The following is a 23,717-nucleotide window of genomic DNA, read 5'->3' on the forward strand; positions in this document are numbered from 1 at the left end:
ATTCATGGCTGTCCCCGCCCTCACTCCGCGAAACACCCCGGCGCGCTCGCTGCCCCTTCGCGAGGCGCGCACCCGACTCAGCCAACTCGTCGCCATGGCGGAGCTGACCGACACGGTCACCGTGGTCACCCGTGACGGTGACTCCCGGCCGGTCGCCGCCATCGTGCCGGCGGCGGCTGCCCGCACCGTCGCCGAGGCGCGTGCCGACGCCGATCGGCTGGCCGAGGTCACCGCCGGGTGGTCCCGGCGGCTCGACGCCCAGCGACAGCAGAGTCGCCGCCGCCACGCCGCCGAGTTGCGGACGGTGGCGGCGGCGCTCGCCGAGGTCTGGGCCGAGCTGGATCGGCGCTTCCCGCCCGGCACCGATCCCGCGTTGGCCCGGCTGCGGGCCGCCCACGCCCACCTGCTCGCCGGCTGAGGCACCCCTCGCCGGTGCCGACCCACATCCCGGCTGAGCCCCGCCACCCTCCCCGGGGGCGCGGCTGGCCCGGCGTCCGGTCGGCCTTGGGTCGCGGTCGACCCGGTGACTCGGCTCAGCCGCGTGCCGGGCGTCCCTTGAGCCGGCGGCCCAGCTCGCGGGCGATCTCCCGGTTCGCGTCGCGTTCGGCCAACACCTGCCGCTTGTCGTACGTCCGGCGTCCCTTGGCCAGTGCCAGCTCGACCTTGGCCCAGCCGCCGGAGAAGTACATCGACAGCGGCACCAGGGTGATGCCGCCCTCGCGGGTCCGGTCGAGGATCCGGGCGATCTCCACCCGGCGCAGCAGCAGTTTGCGGGTACGCCGGGGCGCGTGATTGGTCCAACTGCCGTAGCCGTACTCGGCGATGTGCAGGCCGTACAGCATGATCTCCCCGTCGCGTTCCTGCGCGAAGGCGTCCACCAGCGAGACCCGTCCCGCCCGCAGCGACTTGACCTCGGTCCCGGCGAGCACGATGCCGGCCTCGTAGGTCTTGAGCACCGTGTAGTCGTGGCGGGCTCGGCGGTTCGACGCGATCAGGGTCCGCTCGGCGCTGGGGGAGGTGCCCATTCGGGGAAGGATAGCCGCACCGCGCGCCGAGTCGTACCGGCTTCGACTGGTCAGTGCGGCCGGGGAGACTGCCGCCGCAGCCGGTCGGTCAACTCCGCCATCGCGGTCGCGAAACGCGGGTCGGACTCACCCGGCCAGTGCCCGGTGATCGGCGGCGGGACGCTGTCGCCCGGCGGCGGTACGACGTCCACCGGGTCGCGCAGCCGACGGTCCACCGTGCCGGCGGCACCGCGCACGGTCGGCGCTCGGCCAGGCCGGTGCGGCGAGAAGACCCAGCCGCCGATCGGGTCGGTGTCGCGCCACAGGTTGATCCACCGCCAGCCGACCCGCTTGCCCACCTCGCAGAGCGCCGCCTCGCTGACGTAGGCCGGGAACAGCCGCATGTAGAGCCGACGCAGCGGGGAGCCGTACGTCAGCAGCGCCAACCGGCCGCACACCTCGGTCGGCAGTTGGAGGATCGTGGCGGCGAGCAGCACGGAGCCGTGACTGTGCCCGGTGAGCAGTACCCGGTGACCGTGTTCGGTGAGGTACCCGATCCGCCGGGCCAGCTCCGGGACGGCGCGTTCGGCGTAGCAGGGCGGCGCGAAGGGGTGCGCCACCCGGGGCCAGAACGTCCCCAGGTCCCACAGCACGCCGACGTACCTGCGGAACTCGGACGTACGGTAGGCGAAGATGCCGCCGATCAGCAGCGCGAGCACGACCGACGCGATGACGAAACTGCCCACCTGGATGGCGAAGCTGGTCGCCGCGGCCGGGATGCCGGTCAACCGCTGCACCGTGGTGTCCGGGGCCAACTCCAGCATGCCGAGCAGGCTGCTGGGCATGCCCACCCCGACGACACAGGCGTAGACCACGGCGATCGTCTCGAGCCGCTCGGTGAACCGTGCCCGGGCGATCGTCCGTTCGACCTGGTGTAGTCGATATGCGGCGGCCGGTGGCGCGTCCGGGAAGTCGTACCCGACGGTGGCCCGGGCGGTACGCATCCGGGCACGCCAGCTGACCAGGCTGATGACGACGGCCGACACCAGGGTGCTCGCCGCCGCCAGGAGGAACACGAAGATGGCCCACTTGTAGCCGAGCGGTGGGCTGATCGCCTGGTTCTCGTCGGCGGTGGCACCACGGTTGAGCAGGTCGGCGACCCGGTAGACGAGGTCCGCCGAGATCGCCACCGCCAAACCGGTGGCGGCGGCCGCGATCACGGGTGCCCCCAACCCTCGTAGCGGCCCCGAGCTGAGTCCGTCGCGGCCGAAGCCGCGTCGCATCTCGCCGGGCTTGATGCCGACGGCGGGCGCCGGTTCGGGACCGGCACGACGAGGATCGCCCGCTCCGATGCCACGGGTGGCGCCCACCCGGCTCCGGTTGATCAGCACGCCGGTGCCGAGCAGGAACAGCAGGATTGCCTGCGAGAGGATGGTCAGTCCCACCGTCGTCGTGTAGCCCGGCAGCCCTCCGCTGACCCGCCACGGGGTCGGGTCCACCGCGATCGAGCCCAGCACCATCGCGGTCAGGACGATGGCCAGGGCGCAGAGCCCGCGGACGATCCGGTCCGCGAACGAACCCACCGGACGCAGGTCGATCAACGGGTGGACGCAGACCAGCACGACGCAGGTCAGCAGCACCGACCCGGTGACGACGGCCAGGGCCATGCCGAGGGGCGACGGGCCGGAGTCGATCCGGGCGGCGACCAGACCGAGGCTGAGGGTCATCAGGCCGGTGGCGACGTGCAGCGAGCGCAGTCGGCCCACGGTCGGTGCGCCGTCGGACTGGCCGACCGCGCTGAGCTGGTGCACCCCTGCCATGGTGGTGGGGGTGCGGAAGGCGTCGAAGTTGTGGCCGGGGTGCGCGGCGAGCCGCCAGACCAGCCCGAGCGCGCCGACCGGCAGGAGCGCGAAGGCGGCCAGCGTCAACCCGGTGGGGCGGTCGCCGATCCAGGACAGCCATGGCCGCCCGGCCAGACAGGACGGGTTCGGCATGCACCGCCAGGCGATCAGGTCCAGTGCCACGCCCATCGCCGCGAGCACGTACAGCATCGTGAGGGTGAGGGCGAGCAGCCGGCAGACCGCCTTCAGCACCGCACTGGAGCTGCTCTCACTGCGGGTAGGTCGCATCCAGATCGCGACGTTGCAGAGCATGAAGGGCAGCAGGAACATCAGCGACAGCGTCCGGACGGTGGTGCCGGAGGGAAGGTCGCTCCAGCGGTACGCCTCCACCGTCACGCCGGCCGTGCCCCTACTGTCCGGGTAGCCGGGACGCGGCCGGAAGAACCCGCCGCTGCGGTCCCCGGCCACCTGGTAGCTGTGCGGGCGGTCGAGAATCTGTTCGGCGCTGGCACCGGACACCCCGTGCACCCGCAGCTCCACGACGTCGTCCGGCGCCTCCGGCTCGTTGGTCATCGACACCCCCGGAACGTGTCAACGGGCCCGATCCGGCGCAGGCCCGCCACTCCGGAGTCCCGGTGCGGCTTCGCTCGTCTACCCGCGCAGCCGTCCGGCACGCCTGCCCGTGGGGTGGACGGTCAGGCCGGGTGACGCGCGAGGAAGTCCGCCAGCACCTGGGTGTGCGTGGAGAAGGCCAGCTCGGTCGGCTCGGTCACCACCAGCCACTCGGTGGCCTCCTCGGTCGGCGCCGACGGCGGAAGCTCCTCGACGGGGCGTACCGGCAGCTCACCGAAGATCAGCATGGTGCCGCCGGCGGGCGCGCTGAGCACGGTGACCAGGGTCGCGCCCTCCGCCTCGGCGTGCAGCCCGGTCTCCTCACGTAGCTCGCGGACCAGTGCGTCCTGCCACCGCTCGCCGTACTCGATGAAACCGCCGGGCAGTGCGAGCAGCCCACGGGCGGGTTCGATGTCGCGTCGGACCACGACCACACCGACGCCGGTGGCGGTCCGCACCGGCTGCACGGCCACCGCCACCGGCAACGGGTTACGCCATACCTGCTGACCGCAGGCGGTGCAGAGCCGGGGCCAGCCGGCCTGCGGCGGATAAGCCGCGCCACAGTACGAACAATGCGAGTGCGCCACGCCGGTCATGCCGCAGCACGTTACGCCGTGCCCGGTGAACGGTCACCGTCGGACCTGATCGTGGCGGGCGGGGCGCGCGTTGCCGATCGCGTCCTTGCGACCCCAGCGGCCCGGGATGTCCAGCAGCTCGATCCGGCCGAAGCGCTCCGGGATGGCCGGCTGCACCACCAGGTGCTCGCCGTACGGCTCCAGACCCAGCAGGGTGCGTACCAGCAGGAAGGTGGCGCCGGTCGCGGACGCCTGCGGACTGTTCGCGGCCGGGTACGGCACCGGATAGCGGGTCAGACTGCGGTCGTAGCCGGCGAAGGCCTCCGGCATCCGCCCGGCGAAGTACCGGGACGCCCTGACGACGGACTCGGCGATGATCCCCGCCTCCTCCAGGAAACCGTAGCGGCGTAGCCCGTAGGCGATCAGCGAGTTGTCGAACGGCCACACCGTGCCCAGGTGGTAGCCGAGCGGGTTGTAGCTGGTCTGTCCGGTGGCCAGGGTGCGTACCCCCCAGCCGGAGAAGAGTCGTGGCCCGAGCAGGTGGCCGGCGACCAGGGCGGCCCGGGACGGGTCCACGATGCCGCTCCACAGCAGATGTCCCATGTTCGAGGCCAGTGCGTCGACCTGGTCACCGTCGGGGCCGAGCGCCAACGCGAAGTACTCGCCGCCGTCGATCCAGAAGTCGCGGTTGAACCGTTGCTTGAGCTCCTCGGCCTCGCGCTCCAGCCGATCGGCGTACGCCGGGTCGTCCCAGAACTCGCGGGCGAGCCGTGCCCCGCGTCGCTTAGCGTCGTACACGTAACCCTGCAACTCGCAGGTGGCCCGTGGCTGCCCGGGTATCCGGCCGTCCCGGTAACAGATCGCCTCCGGGCTGTCCTTCCAGCAGTGGTTCTGCGCCCCGCTCTCGTTGTTGCGCGGCTGGTACCAGAGGTAGCCGTCGCCGCGCAGGTCGCCGTACTCGTCGATCCAGCGCAGCGCCGCGCGGGCGGCGTCCTGGAGGTCGCGCACCAGCGTGGCGTCGCCGGTCCAGCGTTCGTACTCGTCGAGCAGCACGACGAACAGCGGGGTCACGTCCGCTCCGCCGAAGTACGGCGACTGGGGGCGATGTTCGAAGGCGGCCATCTCCCCGTATCGGAACTCGTTGAGGATCTTGCCGGGTTCCTCGTCGCGGAAGTCGTCGAGCACCGTGCCCTGGTCCAGGGCGAGCAGCCGCAGGGTGGTCTCCGCCATCCGGGGGACGAACGGCAGCGTCTGGAAGCAGGTGAGGATGTTGTCGCGGCCGATGATGGTGGCCGACCAGGGCAGTCCGGCGGCGAGCATGGTCTTGTTCGGCATGGCCAGGGGGGAGAAGCGCAGACCGGCCAGGTCGATCAGGCCCCGCTGGTACGTCTCGGTCAACTGCCGCCAGTCGCAGTGCAGCCGTGGCGCGTCGGCGAGCCACTGGCTCAGGTCGTGGTGCAGCGGGGCGCCGACCTTGCCCCGGGGATGCCGTAGTCGTTCCCGTACGTCTGCCCCGTCCGGGCGCAGCACCCGCCCCGCCACCCGCAGGAGGGTGCTCCAGCGGCGTTGCGCCTCGACCCGGATGCGGAAGGTCAGCCCACGTTCGTCCAGGTCGGCCGGTTCGCTGCTTGATATGTCGGTCACCCGGTGGAACTTCTCCCGCCGGTAGCCGAGCCGCAGGCGGCCGTCGGACACCTCCCGGTAGCCGCGCAGCGCGGAGCGGTGCGGCCAGACCACGTCGTAGACCGGGGCGAAGTCGCTGTCCACGTCGATGCGCACCACGAAGTCGACGGCGTCGTTGCTGTGGTTGAGCACGGTCAGGTGCTCGGTGAAGGCGCTGTCGGAGATCCAGCGGTCGCGGATCACCGAGACCTTCGCGTCGACGTAGTGGGTCGGATGACCGGGCACCAGGAAGAAGCGGATCTTGTAGTAGCTGGCGTCGTGCACGGCCAGCGGCGAGAGCTGCTGCCCGTCGATGCTCAGCCGCCAGGTGGACAGGAAGCGGGTGTCGAAGGCGAAGAACCCACTCGGGTTGGTGGGGCTGAAGACCATGTCGCCGTTGACCTCGCTCAGCGCGAAGATGTTGCCGTCGAGGATGCGGACCAGTTTCCTCATCGCGGCCCCCGGTCGTCGGCGGTGGAGTTCACCGCGCCCGGCGCGGGCGCTCGGCGCTCGGGCGAGGTCGGGGATTTCTGGCTGACGGCCACCTCGCGGGGGTGGCGGGCGTTCGGCGGCGGTGCGAACAGTCGCTCCAGCACCATCACGAGGCGGAACTCTCCGTCGGCGGTGAAGTCGTTGCGTAACCACGCGGGCACCGGCTTGACCTCGCCGTGCGCCATCCGCAGGAAGAGTTCCTCGTCGGTGTGGATCACGGTGTCCACCTCCGGTGTCCCACCGTGCGTCACGGTGATCCGACCCTGGTCGATGCGGAGGTTCCAGTGGTCGACCCGGTTGGGATAGCGCAGGTCGAAGCGCATGGTGCCGGAGATCTGGCGCAGCATCCGACCCCCGCTTCTGACCAAGTTGTCGAAGAAGGTGTGCACAGCCTCCGACATCCGGCACCTCCTGCTGGCCGTGCCCGGCCACGGGCTGCCGCCGGGCGGGGTCCGCGCCGATGGCGAAGTGCTGCCCGAACTCCTCCGCCACGGCAACCTTAGCGACTTTGATCCGCCCTCGTACCGGTTCGGCGGTGTTGGTGCCGGTACGTCAGGTGCGGCGCAGATCGGCATTGGCTTCCTGCGCGCCGCGGCCTATGGTGGTTTGATGCGACCCGCCGTGCTGCTCACCCGCGTCGCCGCCGTCACGGCGGCGGCGCCGGTCGTGCTGCGCGCGCAGGCGCGTCGAGTCCCCGCGCGGGCTGGTCAGCCCCGTCCCGCCGGTCGGAGCCCTCCGGAAACCGTTCACCAACACGTGACGGCAAGGGCGAAGCGCACAGCTTCGGCCCTTTTTCTTTTTCCGGGAAGGAACCGACATGAGTGAACGGACCGACGTTCAGGACCAGCAGTGGCTCACCAACCTTGAGTCGACGCTGAATCACGAGTTCGAGGCCCAGACGGCTCGGCTGACCCAACTGACGGCCGACACCGGCGATCCGGCGCAGGCGCACACCAACGCCGCGCTGATCGCCGCCACCCGGCAGAGCATCGAGCAGATCTCGGGCGCGTTGAAGCGCCTCACCGCCGGTGGCTACGGCCGCTGCGAGAAGTGCGGCACGGACATCCCCCGGGAACGCCTGGAGATCCTGCCGCACGCGCGGTTCTGCGTGCCGTGCCAGCAGAAGCAGAACCGCTGACCCTCGGGGATCGGCAGCGGGTCACGGGATCGGCTGACCGGAATGCCGGGGCCCCGCCCCGGCGGACCCGCGTCGCGTTCTCCTGACGCTCGCGAGACCGGCCGTCGGACTTACGGGTACGGCGGCCGGTCCGTGGCAACCTGCGGCTGCGGCTGCGGCTGCGGCTGCGGCTGCGGCTGGGGCGCGGTCGGCGGTGCGGCGGGCAGGCTCGCGGTGACGGTCGCGGTCAGGCCGTCGGGTCGGCGGGTCAGCGTCAACGCCCCGGTCAGGTGGTGGGCGAGCCAGAGACCACGACCCCCGGGGGTGTTCGTCGCCGGCAGGTTCACCGGCAGGTCCCCGCCGGACTCCTGACCATGGTCGGTGACCTCGCAGACGAGCAGGTCGGCCCGCCGGAACAGGTGGAGTCGCCCGCGACCCCCGCCGTGCAGCACGGCGTTGGTGACCAACTCGTGCACCGCCAGGACGAGATCCTCGGCCACGTCGCCGGTGAGACCGGCGGCGGCCACCCGCGCGCTGAGCAGGTGCCGCAACGCCGTCACGGTCTGCGCGGTGAACGACTCGGACAGCAGCGCGACCGCCTCCTCGCCCCCGCAGGACGGATCGCCAGGATCCGGGGCGTCCGGCGGGCTGAGGTTGTTCATGCAGGCAGAGTACGTTGTCCACCGATATCCGCGACTATTGCCGAGGGGCAATGATCCGGCGCCGCCCCCGCCACCGGCCTGGGGACCGGGCCCGGCGGCGTAGCTCCCGCCGCTGCCCGACCGGATCCGCCGCCGCGCCAAGTGGGTCGACCGCCCGAGTGCGCGGCCACTGACCGGTGCCTCAGGCGCGCATGGTGGGCGGCGCGGAGATCGGGAAGGATCTACCCGAGGCCCGCACCGCAACGAGGACCATGACAAGGAGAACCGGATGGCGGATTTCGTCGGCGCCGTGGACCAGGGCACCACCAGCACCCGGTTCATGATCTTCGACCACGGTGGCAACGAGGTCGGTCGCCACCAGCTCGAACACCAGCAGATCCTGCCGCGCGCCGGTTGGGTCGAGCACAACCCGCTGGAGATCTGGGAACGGACCCAGACGGTCGTGCGTACGGCGTTGAACACGCACAGCCTGGCCGCCAGCGACCTGGCCGCCCTCGGCGTCACCAACCAGCGGGAGACGACGGTGGTGTGGAACCGGCGCAGCGGTCTGCCGTACTACAACGCCATCGTCTGGCAGGACACCCGGACCGACCGGATCGCCTCCGCCCTGGAACGCGACGGGCGCGGTGAGGTCATCCGGCGCAAGGCCGGTCTACCGCCGGCCACCTACTTCTCCGGCGGCAAGATCCAGTGGATTCTGGAGAACGTCGACGGGGTGCGGGCCGCCGCCGAACGCGGCGAGGCGATCTTCGGCAACACCGACACCTGGTTGCTCTGGCACCTCACCGGTGGCGTCGACGGCGGCGCGCACGTCACCGATCCCACCAACGCCAGCCGGACCATGCTGATGGACCTGGAGACCCTCGACTGGGACGACGAGCTGCTGTCGTTCTTCGACATCCCACGCGCCATGCTGCCCCGGATCGTGCCGTCGTCCGATCCGGACGCCTACGGCGTCACGCTGCCCAACGGCCCGTTCGCCGGTGCCGTCCCGATCACCGCGGACCTGGGCGACCAGCAGGCCGCCACCGTCGGGCAGGTCTGCTTCGCGCCGGGCGAGGCGAAGAACACCTACGGTACGGGCAACTTCATGCTGCTGAACACCGGCTCGGAGATCGTCCGGTCCGAGGCCGGGCTGCTCACCACCGTGTGCTACCAGTTCGCCGGCCAGCCGCCGGTCTACGCCCTCGAAGGGTCCATCGCCGTCACCGGTTCGGCCGTGCAGTGGCTCCGTGACCAGCTGAAGATCATCAGCAGTGCCGGGCAGAGCGAGGATCTCGCCCGCCAGGTCGACGACAACGGCGGGGTCTACTTCGTACCGGCCTTCTCCGGCCTGTTCGCCCCGTACTGGCGCTCCGACGCCCGGGGCGCGATCGTCGGTCTGTCCCGCTACAACACCGACGGGCACATCGCGCGGGCGACGCTGGAGGCCATCTGCTACCAGAGCCGCGACGTGGCCGAGGCGATGGCGCAGGACTCGGGCGTGGCGTTGGAGTGCCTCAAGGTGGACGGCGGCGTCACCGTCAACGACCTGTGTATGCAGTTGCAGGCGGACATCCTCGGCGTGCCGGTCAGTCGGCCGGTGGTCGCCGAGACCACCGCCCTCGGCGCGGCGTACGCCGCCGGGTTGGCCGTCGGATTCTGGCGGGACACCGACGAACTCCGAGAGAACTGGAACGAGAGTCGGCGTTGGCAACCGTCCTGGTCGCCGCAGCAGCGCGCGGCCGGCTACGCCGGTTGGCGCAAGGCGGTGCAGCGCACTCTGGACTGGGTGGACGTCGACTGATCAAGAGACGTGCGGTCGATCACGTTTCGGATGGATTACGTCACTGCGTGTCCATCGTTGGGATGCCGGGATGTCCGGTAGGTCTGCCTTAGCATCCCGATGTCCGGCATCTGCCGGAGGTGTGGACAGGGAGGGCATCCATGCGGATCACGCGCGGGATCATGGCGGTCGTGGTCGTACTGTCGGCCGGTGTCTTGGCCGGCGCGGCACCCGCCGCGTCACCGTTCACCGTGGTCAACGGTTCGATCCAGCCGGCGACGGGCACGCCGAGGCCGCCCTCGGGCACCCACGCCACGCTGTGGCACAACGCCAGTTACGCCACCATCTCGGTGCCGGGCGCGGGTCGCCTGGTCGTCGGCGCGATCGGGGACCACTGCGACGGCTGGCCGACGCTGCGGGTCAAGGTCGGTGGCGACCCGGTCGGCGAGATCACCGTGACCAGCGCCACCGACTACGGGAGTTACCCGGTCGGCGGGGAACTGCCGGAGGGGCGGCACGACGTCCGGATCGAGCTGGTCAACGACCGGTACACGGGCACGTGTGACCGCAACGCGCATCTGGCGTACGTGCGGACGCAGCCACCGGTCATCGACACGAGGTTCGCCTTCGCCGTGGTCCCGGACACGCAGGAGGAGGTGCTGACCGCCGGCGACGCCCGGTTGCGCCAGCGCGTGGACTGGCTGGTCGCCCAGCGCGCCGCCCTCGACCTGCGTTTCGTCGCGCACTCCGGTGACGTGGTCAACTACGACACCGCCGACCACGTGCAGTACGAACGTGCGCGCGCCGCGCTGCGTCCGTTGGAGACGGCCGGGATGCCGTACACCCTCGCCATCGGCAACCACGACACCCAGTCGGCTGGCCCGGGTGGGGAACTGCGTCGACCCGCCGGGCAGTTGTTGCGCGACACGACGGTGTTCAACCGGTACTTCACGGCCGCCCGGTTCGGCGCGGTGGGCGGCCAGTTCGAGGCGGGCAAGGTGGACAACGCGTACGCCACCTACACCGCAGGTGGGGTGCGGTGGCTGGTGCTGAGCCTGGAACTGTGGCCCCGCCGGGCTGCCGTCGCCTGGGCGCAGTCGGTGGTGGCGGCCCATCCCCGGCACAACGTCGTGATCGTCACCCATCACTACCTGGAGAGCGACGCCACCATCGGGCAGTCGGCCGGTTACGGATCCACCAGTCCGCAGTACGTCTTCGACAACCTGGTGGCGAAGTATCCCAACATCCGGTTCGTCTTCTCCGGCCACACCGGAACGGCGGCCTCCCGGGTGGACACCGGCGTGCACGGCAACCGGGTCTACTCCTTCCTCCAGACCTTCCACTCCCGGCGCACCAACCCGGTGCGGCTGGTCGAGATCGACACGGCGGCGCAGTCGCTGCGTACCTGGATCTACGCGCCGCACACCGACGAGGACTTCCCGGCGCACGAGCGCACGTACGCCGGGATCGACCTGCTGCGGTGACCTGCGCCGGTGGTGGCCCGCGACGCGTCCGGGGGCCACCACCGGCCGAGCCGTCCCGTCTCAGAACTATCTCAGAACTGTCTCATTATCGTCCGGCGCGTCGAGGTGTCGGTAGACGGTGGCGCGCGAGACGCCGAACTCGGCGGCGATCTCGTCGGCCGAGTGGGTGCCCGCGAGGTGCATCCGGCGGGCGGCCCGCGCCTGCTCCGGGCTCATCGACCGGGGCCGTCCCGGCCGTCGCCGGCCCACCCGGCCGGGCGTCGCGGCAACCGCCTCGGCGACCCCGCCAGCCGCGTCAGAGGTCTCGCCGGTCACCGCCTCCGCGCCGGTCGGTGTCTTCGTGCCGGGCGGCGGTTCCGCACCGGGCGGTGTCTCCGTGCCGGGCGGTGTCTTCGTGCCGGTCACCGCCTCCGTGTCGGTCGGTGTCTCGCCCAGCAGGCGGCGGACGCCGTCGAGCATGTCGGCCCGCAACGCCGACGCCGGCACGTCGATCAGGAACACCACCGGATCACTGCACACGCCGATCGCCTGGACCGCCCGGACCCGCTCCCGTCGGCTGGCGTCCGGCCCCGCGACGATCTCGTTGGCCCGCATGACGATCCGCAGCAGCCGGTGGTACGTGCTGCTCCGTTCGACCAGCGCGAGATCGTGGAAGAGCATGCCCAGCGGGCCACGGTGCTTGAGCATGGTGTCCACCCAGCCCTCCAGCAGGGCCCACCTCGCCTGGCGTCCCGGCAGCGCCTCGGCGTGCTCCAGCAGCGCCTCCAGGTCGCCCAGCAGCGGTTCGGCCAGTGCGATGAGCAGGTGTGACTTGCTCGGGAAGTGGTAGAGGATGGCCGCCTTGGTCAGCCGCAACCGCTCGGCGATCTGCCGCAGGGAGGTGCGTTGGTATCCCTGCGCGGAGAAGAGGCTCAACGCGGTGCGCAGGATCCGGTCGCGGGTGCTGTCCGCCTCCTCCACGGTCATGGTCCCAGCCTAAGTCACCGCTGACCGAGGGACGGGACCACTCGCGCCGATCCCTTACCATCGGTCAGTGGAGTGGTTCGGTAGACACCGGTACGGCGGGAGGACCCATGTCCGTGATCTCCATCGAAAACCTCGTCAAGACCTTCGGCGGCGTACGCGCGCTCGACGGGCTCGACCTCACCGTGGAGCCGGGGGAGGTGCACGGATTCCTGGGGCCCAACGGCTCGGGTAAGTCCACCACCATCCGGATCCTGCTCGGTCTGCTGCGCCGCGACTCCGGGCAGGTCCGCATCCTCGACGGCGATCCGTGGCGCGACGCGGTCGCGTTGCACCGGCGTCTGGCGTACGTGCCGGGTGACGTCAACCTCTGGCCCAACCTCTCCGGCGGCGAGGCGATCGACCTGTTCGGCGCGTTGCGCGGCGGGCTGGACCGGCGTCGACGCGACGAACTGCTGCGCCGCTTCGACCTGGACCCGACGAAGAAGTGCCGCACCTACTCGAAGGGCAACCGGCAGAAGGTCGCCATCGTCGCCGCCTTCGCCTCCGACGTCGAGCTGTACATCCTGGACGAACCCACGTCCGGGCTGGACCCGCTGATGGAGGCGGTGTTCCAGGAGGAGGTCCGCCGACTCAGCCAGGCCGGCGCGAGCGTCCTGCTCTCCAGCCACGTGCTGGCCGAGGTCGAGGCGCTCTGCGACCGGGTCAGCATCATCCGGGAGGGGCGGATCGTGGAGGCCGGCACCCTGTCGGAGCTGCGGCACCTGGCGCGTACCACGGTCACCGTCGAGACCGGACGCCCGGTGACCGGCCTGACGGACCTACCCGGCGTGCACGAGGTCCGCCCGGTCGACGGGCGCGTCCGGTTGGAGGTCGAACCCGAACACCTCGACACCCTCCTGGCGCACCTGGTCCGCTTCGAGGTCCGGGCGCTGACCAGCACACCGCCCACCCTGGAGGAGTTGTTCCTGCGGCACTACGGCGAGACCACCGACGATCCGCGAGCGGCGAGCGGAGCCACCCGATGAGCGCCTTCACCGGCACCGGCCGACTCGCCCGGCTCGCACTGCGGCGCGACCGGGTGCGCCTGGTCGTCTGGGCGCTCGGTACCCCGCTGCTCGGCTACGCCCTCGCCGAGAGCGTGGCCGGCATCTACCCCGACGAGCAGAACCGCCTCGGTTACGTCGAGGTGGCCAACACCAGCGTCGTCGCCCGCGCCTTCAACGGTCCGGTGGCCAGCACCGAACTCGGCGCGGTGGTGGTCGCCGAGACGTACCTCACCCTGGCCGTGCTCGCCGCGCTGCTGAGCACCTTCGCGGTGATCCGGCACACCCGGCAGAACGAGGAGACCGGCCGGGCCGAACTGCTCGGTGCCGCCGCCGTCGGCCGGTACGCCCTGCTCACCGCCGCCCTGGTCGTCGTGGTCGGCGCCAACGTCCTCGCCGGGGCGCTGCTCGCGGTCGCCTTCGTCGGCGCCGGGCTACCCGCCGCCGGGTCGGTGGCCGCCGCCGCGGCGATCACCGGCGTCGGTCTCGCCTTCACCGGTGTCGCCGCCGTCACCGCCCAACTGTCGGTGACCTCCCGGGGCGCCAACGCTCTCGCCGCCGCCACCGTCGGCGTGACGTTCCTGCTCCGGGCCGCCGGCGACGTGCTCGGTGAGCGTTCCGCCGACGGGTTGCTGGACAGCGCCTGGCCCACCTGGCTGTCGCCGCTGGGCTGGGGCACCCAGGTCCGCGCCTTCGGTGCGGAACGGTGGTGGGTGCTCGCGTTGCCGACCGCCCTGCTCGTCGCCGGGGTCGCCATCGCGTACGCGTTGGCCGAACGCCGTGACGTCGGCGCCGGCCTGCTCGCCGCGCGACGGGGGCCGGACCGGGCCGCCGCCGGACTGCTGAGTCCGGCCGGGCTGACCTGGCGGCTGCACCGTGGCGCGTTGACCGGTTGGGCGATCGCGGTGGCGGTGCTCGGCGTGGCCATGGGACTGGCCGGGCACGAGGTGGACGACATGATCGCCGACAACCCGGCCGCCGCCGAGGCGATCGCCCAACTCGGTGGCGGGGACGAACTGCGCGACGCCTTCCTGGCGGCGATGCTCGGGCTGTTCGCGCTGACCATCGGCGCGTACGTGGTGCAGGCCCTGCTGCGGGTACGCGGCGACGAGTCGGACGGCATCCTCGAACCGCTGCTCGCCACCGCCGTCAGCCGCACCCGGTGGTTGACTACGCAGGTGGCCGCCGCCGCGCTCGGTGCGCTGGCGTTGATGCTGCTGGCCGGTGCCACCACCGGGCTCGGGTACGGGCTGGCCGCCGGAGATCCGGCCGGTTGGACCGTCGAGCTGACCGGTGCGGCCCTGCTGTGGTTGCCCGCACTGCTGGTCGTCGCCGGGGTGGTGACCACCCTGTTCGGGGCGCTGCCACGCTGGTCGGTCGCGTCCAGTTGGGCGGTGCTGATCGTCTTCCTGCTGCTCGGCCAACTGGGCGCCGCGTTGGACCTGCCACAGACCGCGCTGAACCTCTCCCCGTACACCCATGTGCCGTCCGTGCCCGCCGCCGACCTCACCGTCCTGCCCCTGGTGGCACTCACCGCGATCGCCGCCGTACTGCTCGCGGTCGGCCTGACCACCTTCCGCCGCCGCGACACCCCCACCTGACCCGGCCGGTTCAGACTTGATCGTTTGCAGTCGACTGACTCGACACGCCGCTGGCACGGTCACTCGACTGCAAACGATCAAGGACCCCTACCACACGCGGCGTTGGAGCGGTGCGTTGTGCACAGGGGGTGCGGTGTCCACAGGGGGGCAGTGGGGGCGGGGTGGGGTGGGGCAGGCTCGGTCGGTGTGGATGCCGTGCTTCGATCGCTCGTCGAGGCCGGTGGCGGTGTGGTGACCCGCGCCCGCGCACTCGAGGTGGTACCGCCCTGGACGCTGCGGCGGGCGTACCGCATCGGTTGGCTGCGTCGCGTGTTGCCGGCGGTCTACGTCGACGGCTCGTTGCTCGCCGGCCCGGAGTCGGCCAGCGTGCTCGCACGGGTGACACCCGAGGTCGCTCGACGGGCGGCGCTCGCGTACGCCGACGGCCGGGCGGCCTTGAGCGCGCTGACCGCGTTGGACGTGTACGGCCTCCGGCCCCAACCAGCCGGCGAGCCGGTGTACCTCGACGTGCCCGCCGGTACCGGCCTGCGGAGCAGGGAGAGCCTGGTGGTGCGGCATCGGAGGGCATTCGCGGCGGAACCGCCACACGTCGTGGTGCGACGGGGCGTACCGCTCGTCCGGCTGGAGGAGGCGTTGGTGCGCTCGTGGTCGTTGTTGCCCGAGGAGAGCCGCATCGGGCCGGTTGTCCGCGCCGTGAACGACCGGTTGACCACGGGCCACCGGCTCCGCGGCGCGCTTGCCCCGAAGACGACCGGACGGGCGGCGCTGTCCGCACTCATCGACCGGCTCGACGCGGGTTGCCGCAGCCCCTTGGAGATCTGGGGACACGACCGCGTCTTCACCGGTCCTGACCTGCCGGTGCTGATGCGTCAGGTACGCGTCCGGGTGGGCAGACGAACCATGTACCTGGACCTGTTCGCCGAGCAGGAGCGGGTCGACATCGAGCTGGACGGTGCCAGCTCACACGGCGATACCCGCCAGCGCGAGATCGACCTGCGGCGCGACGCGTTGCTCGCCACCGTCGGCATCCTGGTGGTCAGGTTCAGCCACCGACGCCTCGTGCGGGAGCCCGACGAGGTGCGCCGGGAGACTCTTGCGATCCTCGCCGGGCGCCGTCGTTGACCAGGGGCGGTCGGAGGTCACAGCACCTGGGACAGGAAGCGGCGCAGCCGGGGGTGCTGCGGCGACTCGAAGAGGGCCTGGGGTTCGCCGGCCTCCAGCACCACCCCGGCGTCCATGAAGGCGACGGTGTCGGCGACCTGGCGGGCGAAACCCATCTCGTGGGTCACCACCACCATGGTCATGCCCTGGGCGGACAGCTCCGCCATCAGCGCCAACACCCCCTTGACCAGTTCCGGGTCCAGTGCGGAGGTGGCCTCGTCGAAGAGCATCACCTGTGGCCGCATGGCCAACGCCCGGGCGATGGCCACCCGCTGCTGCTGCCCACCGGACAGGTGCGCGGGTCGGGCGTCGGCCTTCGCGGCCAGTCCGACCCGGTCGAGTTCGGCTCGGGCGCGAGCCACCGCCTCGTCCTCGCCGAGCTTGCCGATGCGGCGCAGCGGCAGGGTGATGTTGCGTTCCACGCTCATGTGCGGGAAGAGGTTGAACTGCTGGAACACCATGCCGATGCGCTGCCGCAGCGCGTCCGGGTCGTCGCGCAGCACACTGCGTCCGTCCAGCAGCACGTCGCCCCGGTCCGGTTCGAGGAGCCGGTTCACCGTCCGCAGCAGGGTGGACTTGCCCGACCCGGACGGGCCGATCACGCACGCGGTGCCGCCGCGCGCCACGTCCAGATCCACTCCGCGCAGCACCTGATGACGCCCGAAGGCGAGGTGCACGTCGCGCAGGCTCAGACTGACCGAGGTGCTCATCGTTGATTTCCTCCGGCGGCGCCGGGCAGCGCCAGGTCCAGGTCGTCGGGGTCGTCGTCGGTCGGCCCGGCCGTCGGGCGGCCCTGCCGCAGCCGCCGGTCGATCCAGTTGACGACGTGGGTCAGCGGCACCGTCAGGGCGAGGTAGAACAGCCCGGCCAGCAGCAGCGCCGACTGGTTGCCGGTGTTGGCGGCGTAGTCCTGCCCGATCCGGAACAGCTCCCGCTGGCTGGCCAGCAGGCCGAGGAAGTAGACCAGGCTGGAGTCCTTGATCAGGGCGATGAGTTGGTTCACCCAGGCCGGCAGGATGCGCCGGATGCCCTGCGGGATGATCACGACCCGCATCGCCTCGCGCCAGGAGAACCCCAACGCGCGGGCCGCCTCCAACTGGGTGGCCTCCACCGACTGGATGCCGGAGCGGAAGATCTCGCCGATGTACGCCGCGGCGATCAGCGACAGCGCCAGGATTCCCAGCGGGTACGGGTTGGGCCCCCACACCTGCATCCCCAGCGGGGCCAGCCCGACCCCGATCAGCAGGATCGTCGCCGCTGCCGGCAGACCCCGGAACACGTCGGTGTAGACCCGGGCCGGCCAGCGCAGCCAGCGGGTACGCGAGATGCCCGCCACGGCCAGCAGGATGCCCAGCGCCGAGCCCAGCAGGGCGGCGGTGACCGCCAGGATCAGCGTGTTCGGCAACCCGACGGTGAGCATCTCGGGTAGCGCCTCACGCATCGACTCCCAGTCGAAGAACGTCTCCCACAGGGTGCGCAACGGATCCACGGTCAACCTCCGCCCTGCTCGCTCGTGGCCCTGGTTCAGGAGGCGGGCGACGCCGAGGGCACCGCCACGTCGCCGCTGCCCGGGGTGAAGTCGGCCGGGATCGGCCGGTCCGGGTAGTACTGCTGCTGCAACCGGGTCCAGGTGCCGTCGGCGATCACCTCGTCGAGGGCCTTGTTCAGCGCCTCGCGCAGCGCGTCGTTGCCCTTGGCGAAGGCGTACGCGGTGGGTGCCGGGCTGAGCTCCTTCGCCGCGACCGTGATCTTGCCGCCGCTGTCCGCGGCGGTCTTCTCACCGATCTCGGCGGGGGCGATCCACGCGTCGGCGGTACCCGCCTTGAGCTGGTTGATCGCGCCGTTGTAGTCGGGTACGCGTACCGGGTTCAGGCCCTTGGTGGTGGCGTAGTCGTCCTGGACGGTGCCCTGCACGACCACCACCCGCTTGCCGGGCAGCTCGTCGAAGCTGCGCAACGCCGATCCGGCGGGCACGTCGAGCCCGAAGTACCCGAAGTCGTACCCGTTGCCGAAGTCCACGGTCTTCTTGCGCGCCTCGGTGATGGTGATCGAGGAACTGCCGACGTCGAACTTGCGGTTGTTGACCTGGGCGAGCAGGCCCGAGAAGTCGGTGCCGACGAACTCGACCCGCAGCCCGAGCTTGTCGGCGGCGGCGACCAGCAGGTCGTTGTCGAACCCGGTGAACTTGCCGTCCTTGAGGTACACGTTCGGCGGGGCGTCGGTGAGCGTGCCGGCCCGCAGCACGCCCGGCTGAAGCAGGTTGTACGGGTTGTCGGCCGCGCTGTCGGCGGAGTTCGAGCCGCAGGCGGTCAGGGTGGTCGCGGCGAGGATCGCGGCGACGCCGACGGCGGCGGCACGGGTCAGGGCGGGAAGGAATCGCACAGGTGTCTCCTGGTTGAGCTGCGGCGGGCACGGACGTGCCGCACCGACGGTCCGCCGCAGGACGGACCGCTGGGATGGAATCGATGACGCAGCGGGAGGTGGTCTGCCGACCGGGTGGGGATCGGTGACCGGGAGCGACGCGGTCAGCTACACGCGGCGCTGCACACCCGCATCATGTCGACGTGCCGACGTCGGGTCAGGGCGAGACAGGCCGCGACGGGAGCGGGTCGACTGCGGTACGACATGGTTCTCCTCAAGGTCGTGATGACCTGGGGACCCAGGCCACGCTTGCACCGGACGCTCCGGTGCCTGGTCCTCACCCGGGGCACCCCTGCGCGGAGGAGGGTTGCCGGCCAGCAAGCCGGGGCTTGACGCTGGCACTCATGACCTGCGGCCGAGGCTAGCACCAGGTGACCGGGCCGCGTCCACCCGATATGAGGCCCCTCACGCCGCGCGCTGACCTGGGGTGGGAGGCGCGAGCGCGTCCGGCGTCCGGGGAACCCGGGCAGGTCACCGCCGGGGTGGCTCAGGGGTGGCGGCCATCGGCGGGTGTTGCCGACGGGCCGGGCGATCCCTTACGGTCTGCTCAGCGGTGGGCGGTGCGGTCCGCATCCGAAGACACCGCCGGTGGTCCACCACGTGGGCCGGGAGGGTGGAACTCCCGGGCTCGACGCGCGTGGTGGCGCGCCGGCTGGGCGAACCCCGAACCGTGCGGCGGCGCGTCGAGGCGCCGAGCCGACGGTGCGCCGGGGGCGCGGACACCCACCGGGAGCACCCGTGTATCTCACTCCCCACGAGCAGGACCGTCTGCTCGTCCATGTGGCGGCCGATGTCGCCCGGCGACGCCGGGAACGCGGCCTGCGTCTCAACTATCCGGAAGCCGTCGCGGTGATCACCGCCTTCCTGCTGGAGGGCGCACGCGACGGGCAGTCCGTGGTCGACCTGATGGCCTCCGGCCGCACCGTGCTCAGCCGCGACGACGTGCAGGACGGCATCCCCGAGTTGCTGAGGGAGGTGCAGGTGGAGGCGACGTTCCCGGACGGCACCAAGTTGGTGACGGTGCACCACCCGATCCCGTGATCCCCGGGGAGATCCTGCCGGCGACCGGACCCGTCGAGATCAACGCCGGGCGGCCGGTGACGGTGGTGACGGTGGTCAACACCGGCGACCGGCCGGTGCAGGTCGGATCGCACTACCACTTTGCCGAGGCCAACCCGGCGCTGGACTTCGACCGGGACGCCGCCTGGGGGCAGCGGCTCGCCGTACCGGCCGGCACCTCGGTGCGTTTCGAGCCGGGCGTGAGCCGCCCGGTGGACCTGGTGCCGCTGGGCGGCGCCCGGATCGTGCCGGGCCTGCGGGGCGAGTGCGCCGGGGCGCTGGACGGGGGACGGCAGGCATGAGCGAACGGATCAGCGCGGTGCCGCAGGGCGGCCCGCGACGAAGTGGAGCGCCGGCATGAGCACCGTGGATCGGGACCGTTACGTCGCCCTGTACGGACCGAGCACCGGCGACCGGATCCGGTTGGCCGACACCAACCTGCTGATCGAGGTCGAACACGACCACTGCGCCGGTGGCGACGAGGCGGTCTTCGGCGGCGGCAAGGTGATCCGTGAGTCGATGGGTCAGTCCCGGGCCACCCGCGCCGAAGGGGCCCTGGACACCGTCATCACCGGGGCGGTCGTCCTCGACCACTGGGGTGTGGTGAAGGCCGACGTCGGGCTGCGCGACGGTCGGATCGTCGCGCTGGGCCGGGCGGGCAACCCGGACACCATGGACGGCGTCCACCCGGACCTGGTCATCGGCCCGGCCACCGAGGTGATCGCCGGCAACGGTCGGATCCTCACCGCCGGGGCGGTCGACACCCACGTGCACTTCATCTGCCCGCAGATCGTCGACGAGGCGCTCGCCAGTGGGGTCACCACCCTGGTCGGTGGTGGCACCGGGCCGGCGGAGGGCACCCGCGCCACCACGGTCACCCCGAACGCCTGGCACCTGGCCCGGATGCACGAGGCCCTCGATTCGTTGCCGGTCAACGTGCTGCTGCTCGGCAAGGGCAACACGGTGGCGGAGGAGGCGCTGTGGGAGCAGCTGCGGGCCGGAGCGGGCGGGTTCAAGCTGCATGAGGACTGGGGCACCACGCCCGCCGCGATCGACGCCTGCCTGCGGGTCGCCGACGCCTCCGGCGTGCAGGTCTCCATCCACACCGACACCCTCAACGAGGCCGGTTTCGTCGCCGACACGCTGCGCGCCATCGGCGGTCGGGCGATCCACTCGTACCACACCGAGGGGGCTGGGGGCGGGCACGCGCCGGACATCATCACCGTCGCCGGTGAGCCGAACGTGCTGCCCTCGTCGACCAACCCGACCCGCCCGTACACTCGCAACACCCTCGCCGAGCACCTCGACATGCTGATGGTCTGCCATCACCTGAACCCGGCGGTGCCGGAGGACCTGGCCTTCGCCGAGAGCCGCATCCGGCCCTCCACGATGGCCGCCGAGGACCTGCTGCACGACCTCGGGGCGATCTCCATCATCGGCTCCGACTCGCAGGCGATGGGTCGGATCGGGGAGATCGTGTTGCGTACCTGGCAGAGCGCGCACGTGATGAAGGCCCGAGTGGGCACCCTGCCCGGCGACGGTGCCGCCGACAACCGCCGGGCCCGCCGGTACGTCGCGAAGTACACCATCTGCGCGGCCATGGCCAACGGTCTCGACCACGAGATCGGGTCGGTGGAGCCGGGCAAGCTCGCCGACCTGGTGCTGTGGGAGCCGGCCTTCTTCGGCGTACGACCGCACCTGGTCATCAAGGGCGGCATGATCGCGTACGCGCAGATGGGTGACGCGAACGCCTCGATCCCCACCCCGCAGCCGATGCTGCCCCGGCCGATGTTCGGCGCGTACGGCGGGGCTGCCGCCGCCACCAGCCTGGCCTTCGTGGCCCCCGCGGCGCTGGAGGCCGGGCTGCGGTTGGACGTGCGGCGTCGGGTGGTGCCGGTGACCGACGTACGGTCCCGGGGCAAGACGGATCTGCCGGAGAACGGCGCGTTGCCGCGCATCGAGGTGGACCCGGACACCTTCACCGTGCGGATCGACGGCGTGGTGGTGGAACCCGATCCGGTGTCCGAACTGCCCATGGCCCAGCGGTACTTCCTGTTCTGATGGCCACCCCGACGATGCTGCTGCTCCTCGCCGACGGTCGCTTCCCGGCCGGGGCACACGCCCACTCGTCGGGCCTGGAGGCGGCCGTCGCCGCGGGGCGGGTGACCGATCTGGCCACGCTGGGGGAGTACCTGCGGGGGCGGCTCGCCACCGCCGGGCTGGTCGCGGCGGCCTTCGCCGCGGCGTCCTGCCGGGCGGCCGTCGGGCCGCCGGGGTCGTCGACGGTCGGTCGCCGGGCCGTCGACGGCGACCGACCGGCGGGTGACCCCCGCCCTGATGGCCCGTCGCGTCGCGCCACGCTGGTCCGGCTCGACGCCGAGCTGGACGCCCGGACCGCCTCGCCGGCCCAGCGCGCGGTCTCCCGCCGGCAGGGCCGGGCGTTGCGGCGGGCGGGTCGGGAGATCTGGCCGGAGGCGGTCTTCGACGACCTGCCGGCCACCTCGGACGGTCCGCACCAGCCGCTGGTGCTGGGGCTGGTCGGTGCCGCCGCCGGTCTCGACCCGCCGCAGGTGGCCACCGTCGCCGCCCACGCGACGGTGACCGGCTCGGCCAGCGCCGCCGTACGACTGCTCGGCCTGGACCCGTACCAGGTCCAGGCGCTGTTGGTGCGGCTCGCCGATGCCTGTGACGCGGTCGCGGCGCGGGCGGCGCGGGCCGCCGAGGAACCACCGGAGCGGCTGCCGGCCGCCGCCGCTCCGCTCGCCGATATCCATGCCGAAGCGCATGTCACCTGGGAGGTGCGTCTCTTTGCGTCCTGAACTCGACCACGACGAGTCCGTTCCCCACACCCACCCCGAGCCGGGGGTGGATCCGCACGCCCCGCTACCGACCGCCGCGCGGGCGTTGCGGGTGGGCATCGGCGGGCCGGTCGGCTCCGGCAAGACCGCCCTGGTCGCGGCGTTGTGTCGGGCGTTCGCCGACGAGTTGCGCCTGGCCGTGGTGACCAACGACATCTACACCACCGAGGACGCCGACTTCCTCAAGCGGGCGGGGGTGCTCGACCCGACGCGGATCCGGGCGGTGGAGACCGGCTGCTGCCCGCACACCGCCATCCGCGACGACATCGGCGCCAACCTCGACGCCATCGACGAACTGGCCGACGCGTTGGGACCGTTGGATCTGGTGCTGGTGGAGAGCGGCGGCGACAACCTGACCGCGACGTTCAGCCGAGGACTCGTCGACCGGCAGATCTTCGTGGTGGACGTGGCCGGCGGCGACAAGGTGCCGCGCAAGGGCGGACCGGGGGTGACCGCCGCTGACCTGCTGGTGATCAACAAGACCGACCTGGCGCCGATGGTCGGCGCCGACCTGTCCGTGATGGACCGGGACGCCCGCGCCCGCCGGGGTGACCTGCCCACGGTGTTCCAGTCCATCACCGAGGATCCGCTGGCCACCCGGGTGGCCGCCTGGATCCGCCACGAACTGGCCCACCACCGGGCGGCGATGCCCGGCACGGACCAGGCCGCGCCGGTCCTGGCGGCCGCCGCCGGGCAGGTCTGATGCGGGCCACCGCCCGGCTGGTGGCCCGCGCCGACCGGCACGGCCGCACCATCGCAACCGAGCTGCGCGGGGAGAGCCCGCTGCTGTTGCGCCAGGTGCCGTCCCCCGGCGGTGGCGTCACGGTGTACGTCGTCGGCGGGGCGGCCGGTCCGCTCGCCGGCGACGACCTGCGGCTGGACATCGAGGTCGGCCCCGGCGCGGTGGTCCGCGTGCACACGGTGGCCGCGTCGATCGCGTTGCCGGGCCGCCCCGGCGCGGTTTCCCGGACGCTGGTCCGGGCGACCGTCGCCGACCGGGCGGCCCTGTTCTGGCTGCCCGAGCAACTGATCGCGGCGGCGGGCTGCGCGCACGTCGCGGATTCCCAGGTGGACGTCGCCGAGGGCGGCGCCCTGCACTGGCGGGACGAGTTGATCTGCGGGCGACACGGCGAGCGGCCCGGCGACGTCGAGATCAACACCTGGGTCGACCTGGCCGGGCGGCCACTGTTGCGGCAGTCTCTGGCGGTGGGGTCGAACGCGCCCGGCTGGGCCGGACCGGCGGTGTTGGCCGGCGCGTCCGCCACCGGCTCGCTGCTGGTCGTGGACCCGTCCCACCCGGTGGAACCGCCCGCCGTGGGCGCTACCTGGGCCCGGCTACCGCTGGCCGGTGGCCCGGCGACCCTGTGGAGCGCCACCGCACCGGACGCGCACAC

The 23,717-nt window shown here is 71.9% G+C and carries 23 protein-coding genes, 1 pseudogene and 1 riboswitch; of the genes and pseudogenes, 14 read left to right on the forward strand and 10 right to left on the reverse strand.

Annotation, left to right across the window (positions count from 1 at the left end):
* Window positions 1–4 precede the first annotated feature (4 nt).
* A complete protein-coding gene (locus ACLQ2S_RS18580) occupies window positions 5–418 on the forward strand; it encodes a type II toxin-antitoxin system Phd/YefM family antitoxin (protein WP_155219783.1) in 414 nt (137 codons plus the stop codon).
* A 115-nt stretch (window positions 419–533) separates the two neighbouring features.
* Here the strand turns inward: ACLQ2S_RS18580 and smpB are convergent, their stop codons facing one another.
* The 5 genes from smpB to ACLQ2S_RS18605 form a co-directional block, all read right to left on the reverse strand.
* Window positions 534–1,025, reverse strand: coding sequence for an SsrA-binding protein SmpB (gene smpB / locus ACLQ2S_RS18585; RefSeq protein ID WP_155219780.1), 492 nt, complete (start codon window positions 1,023–1,025; stop codon window positions 534–536).
* A gap of 50 nt (window positions 1,026–1,075) precedes the next feature.
* Window positions 1,076–3,418, reverse strand: a complete 2,343-nt coding sequence (locus ACLQ2S_RS18590; RefSeq protein ID WP_425702205.1) for a hypothetical protein — start codon at window positions 3,416–3,418, stop codon at window positions 1,076–1,078.
* 122 nt (window positions 3,419–3,540) lie between these two features.
* Window positions 3,541–4,053: an NUDIX domain-containing protein gene (locus ACLQ2S_RS18595; protein WP_155219774.1), complete on the reverse strand. Its 513-nt coding sequence runs from the start codon at window positions 4,051–4,053 to the stop codon at window positions 3,541–3,543.
* A gap of 33 nt (window positions 4,054–4,086) precedes the next feature.
* Complete coding sequence (locus ACLQ2S_RS18600) at window positions 4,087–6,147, reverse strand: amylo-alpha-1,6-glucosidase (protein WP_155219771.1); 2,061 nt, start codon at window positions 6,145–6,147, stop codon at window positions 4,087–4,089.
* Entirely contained in the window at window positions 6,144–6,533 is a 390-nt protein-coding gene (locus ACLQ2S_RS18605) for an SCP2 sterol-binding domain-containing protein (protein WP_196222566.1), read from the reverse strand. Before ACLQ2S_RS18605 ends, ACLQ2S_RS18600 begins: the two co-directional genes overlap by 4 nt.
* Here ACLQ2S_RS18605 and ACLQ2S_RS18610 point away from each other — a divergent pair.
* Window positions 6,508–7,011, forward strand: coding sequence for a hypothetical protein (locus ACLQ2S_RS18610; RefSeq protein WP_196222565.1), 504 nt, complete (start codon window positions 6,508–6,510; stop codon window positions 7,009–7,011). The two genes, ACLQ2S_RS18605 and ACLQ2S_RS18610, sit on opposite strands and share 26 nt — an antisense overlap.
* Window positions 7,004–7,324, forward strand: coding sequence for a TraR/DksA family transcriptional regulator (locus ACLQ2S_RS18615; protein WP_155219765.1), 321 nt, complete (start codon window positions 7,004–7,006; stop codon window positions 7,322–7,324). Before ACLQ2S_RS18610 ends, ACLQ2S_RS18615 begins: the two co-directional genes overlap by 8 nt.
* 110 nt (window positions 7,325–7,434) lie before the next feature.
* Here the strand turns inward: ACLQ2S_RS18615 and ACLQ2S_RS18620 are convergent, their stop codons facing one another.
* A complete protein-coding gene (locus ACLQ2S_RS18620; RefSeq protein WP_425702183.1) occupies window positions 7,435–7,965 on the reverse strand; it encodes an ATP-binding protein in 531 nt (176 codons plus the stop codon).
* A 268-nt stretch (window positions 7,966–8,233) separates the two neighbouring features.
* On the opposite strand from ACLQ2S_RS18620, the gene glpK reads away from it, so the two are divergent.
* Together glpK and ACLQ2S_RS18630 are read left to right on the forward strand one after the other, a co-directional pair.
* Window positions 8,234–9,751 carry a glycerol kinase GlpK gene (glpK, locus tag ACLQ2S_RS18625; RefSeq protein WP_425702184.1) on the forward strand — a complete coding sequence of 506 codons (1,518 nt, stop codon included), beginning with the start codon at window positions 8,234–8,236 and terminating at the stop codon, window positions 9,749–9,751.
* 140 nt (window positions 9,752–9,891) lie between these two features.
* Window positions 9,892–11,214: a carbohydrate-binding domain-containing protein gene (locus tag ACLQ2S_RS18630; RefSeq protein ID WP_155219756.1), complete on the forward strand. Its 1,323-nt coding sequence runs from the start codon at window positions 9,892–9,894 to the stop codon at window positions 11,212–11,214.
* Between the two features lie 66 nt (window positions 11,215–11,280).
* On the opposite strand, the gene ACLQ2S_RS18635 is transcribed toward ACLQ2S_RS18630, so the two are convergent.
* A complete protein-coding gene (locus ACLQ2S_RS18635) occupies window positions 11,281–12,180 on the reverse strand; it encodes a TetR family transcriptional regulator (RefSeq protein ID WP_425702185.1) in 900 nt (299 codons plus the stop codon).
* A gap of 107 nt (window positions 12,181–12,287) precedes the next feature.
* Here ACLQ2S_RS18635 and ACLQ2S_RS18640 point away from each other — a divergent pair, with 107 nt between their 5' ends.
* The 3 genes from ACLQ2S_RS18640 (at window position 12,288) to ACLQ2S_RS18650 (ending at window position 15,946) form a co-directional block, all read left to right on the forward strand.
* Window positions 12,288–13,205: an ABC transporter ATP-binding protein gene (locus ACLQ2S_RS18640; protein ID WP_155219751.1), complete on the forward strand. Its 918-nt coding sequence runs from the start codon at window positions 12,288–12,290 to the stop codon at window positions 13,203–13,205.
* On the forward strand, window positions 13,202–14,824 hold the full coding sequence (locus tag ACLQ2S_RS18645) for an ABC transporter permease (protein WP_425702186.1): 1,623 nt from the start codon (window positions 13,202–13,204) through the stop codon (window positions 14,822–14,824). Before ACLQ2S_RS18640 ends, ACLQ2S_RS18645 begins: the two co-directional genes overlap by 4 nt.
* 186 nt (window positions 14,825–15,010) lie before the next feature.
* Window positions 15,011–15,946, forward strand: coding sequence for a DUF559 domain-containing protein (locus ACLQ2S_RS18650; protein WP_425702187.1), 936 nt, complete (start codon window positions 15,011–15,013; stop codon window positions 15,944–15,946).
* A gap of 17 nt (window positions 15,947–15,963) precedes the next feature.
* On the opposite strand, the gene ACLQ2S_RS18655 is transcribed toward ACLQ2S_RS18650, so the two are convergent.
* Genes ACLQ2S_RS18655 through ACLQ2S_RS18665 form a run of 3 tightly spaced genes read right to left on the reverse strand, consistent with a single transcriptional unit; the run spans window position 15,964 to window position 18,367 of the window.
* Complete coding sequence (locus ACLQ2S_RS18655) at window positions 15,964–16,695, reverse strand: amino acid ABC transporter ATP-binding protein (protein WP_155219742.1); 732 nt, start codon at window positions 16,693–16,695, stop codon at window positions 15,964–15,966.
* Window positions 16,692–17,474 (reverse strand): amino acid ABC transporter permease, encoded by a 783-nt coding sequence (locus tag ACLQ2S_RS18660; RefSeq protein WP_309223501.1) that lies wholly within the window; start codon window positions 17,472–17,474, stop codon window positions 16,692–16,694. The genes ACLQ2S_RS18655 and ACLQ2S_RS18660 overlap by 4 nt, the downstream gene beginning before the upstream one ends.
* A gap of 35 nt (window positions 17,475–17,509) precedes the next feature.
* Complete coding sequence (locus ACLQ2S_RS18665; RefSeq protein ID WP_309223500.1) at window positions 17,510–18,367, reverse strand: ABC transporter substrate-binding protein; 858 nt, start codon at window positions 18,365–18,367, stop codon at window positions 17,510–17,512.
* Window positions 18,368–18,646: 279 nt separating this feature from the next.
* Window positions 18,647–18,756: riboswitch (SAM riboswitch) on the reverse strand.
* A gap of 388 nt (window positions 18,757–19,144) precedes the next feature.
* On the opposite strand from ACLQ2S_RS18665, the gene ACLQ2S_RS18670 reads away from it, so the two are divergent.
* The 6 genes and pseudogenes from ACLQ2S_RS18670 to ACLQ2S_RS18695 form a co-directional block, all read left to right on the forward strand.
* Window positions 19,145–19,447, forward strand: a complete 303-nt coding sequence (locus tag ACLQ2S_RS18670; RefSeq protein ID WP_309223499.1) for an urease subunit gamma — start codon at window positions 19,145–19,147, stop codon at window positions 19,445–19,447.
* Complete coding sequence (locus ACLQ2S_RS18675) at window positions 19,444–19,767, forward strand: urease subunit beta (RefSeq protein ID WP_309223498.1); 324 nt, start codon at window positions 19,444–19,446, stop codon at window positions 19,765–19,767. The genes ACLQ2S_RS18670 and ACLQ2S_RS18675 overlap by 4 nt, the downstream gene beginning before the upstream one ends.
* 55 nt (window positions 19,768–19,822) lie before the next feature.
* Window positions 19,823–21,526 carry an urease subunit alpha gene (locus tag ACLQ2S_RS18680; RefSeq protein WP_425702188.1) on the forward strand — a complete coding sequence of 568 codons (1,704 nt, stop codon included), beginning with the start codon at window positions 19,823–19,825 and terminating at the stop codon, window positions 21,524–21,526.
* Window positions 21,526–22,284: an urease accessory protein UreF gene (locus ACLQ2S_RS18685; RefSeq protein ID WP_155219731.1), complete on the forward strand. Its 759-nt coding sequence runs from the start codon at window positions 21,526–21,528 to the stop codon at window positions 22,282–22,284. The genes ACLQ2S_RS18680 and ACLQ2S_RS18685 overlap by 1 nt, the downstream gene beginning before the upstream one ends.
* Window positions 22,274–23,026 carry an urease accessory protein UreG gene (gene ureG, locus ACLQ2S_RS18690; protein WP_305070132.1) on the forward strand — a complete coding sequence of 251 codons (753 nt, stop codon included), beginning with the start codon at window positions 22,274–22,276 and terminating at the stop codon, window positions 23,024–23,026. The genes ACLQ2S_RS18685 and ureG overlap by 11 nt, the downstream gene beginning before the upstream one ends.
* Window positions 23,026–23,694 (forward strand): annotated as a pseudogene (locus ACLQ2S_RS18695) (urease accessory protein UreD); the annotation flags it as partial. The gene ureG and the pseudogene ACLQ2S_RS18695, both read left to right, overlap by 1 nt.
* Window positions 23,695–23,717: the final 23 nt, after the last annotated feature.

The organism is Micromonospora sp. DT48, from assembly GCF_049844495.1.
Classification (GTDB): domain Bacteria; phylum Actinomycetota; class Actinomycetes; order Mycobacteriales; family Micromonosporaceae; genus Micromonospora.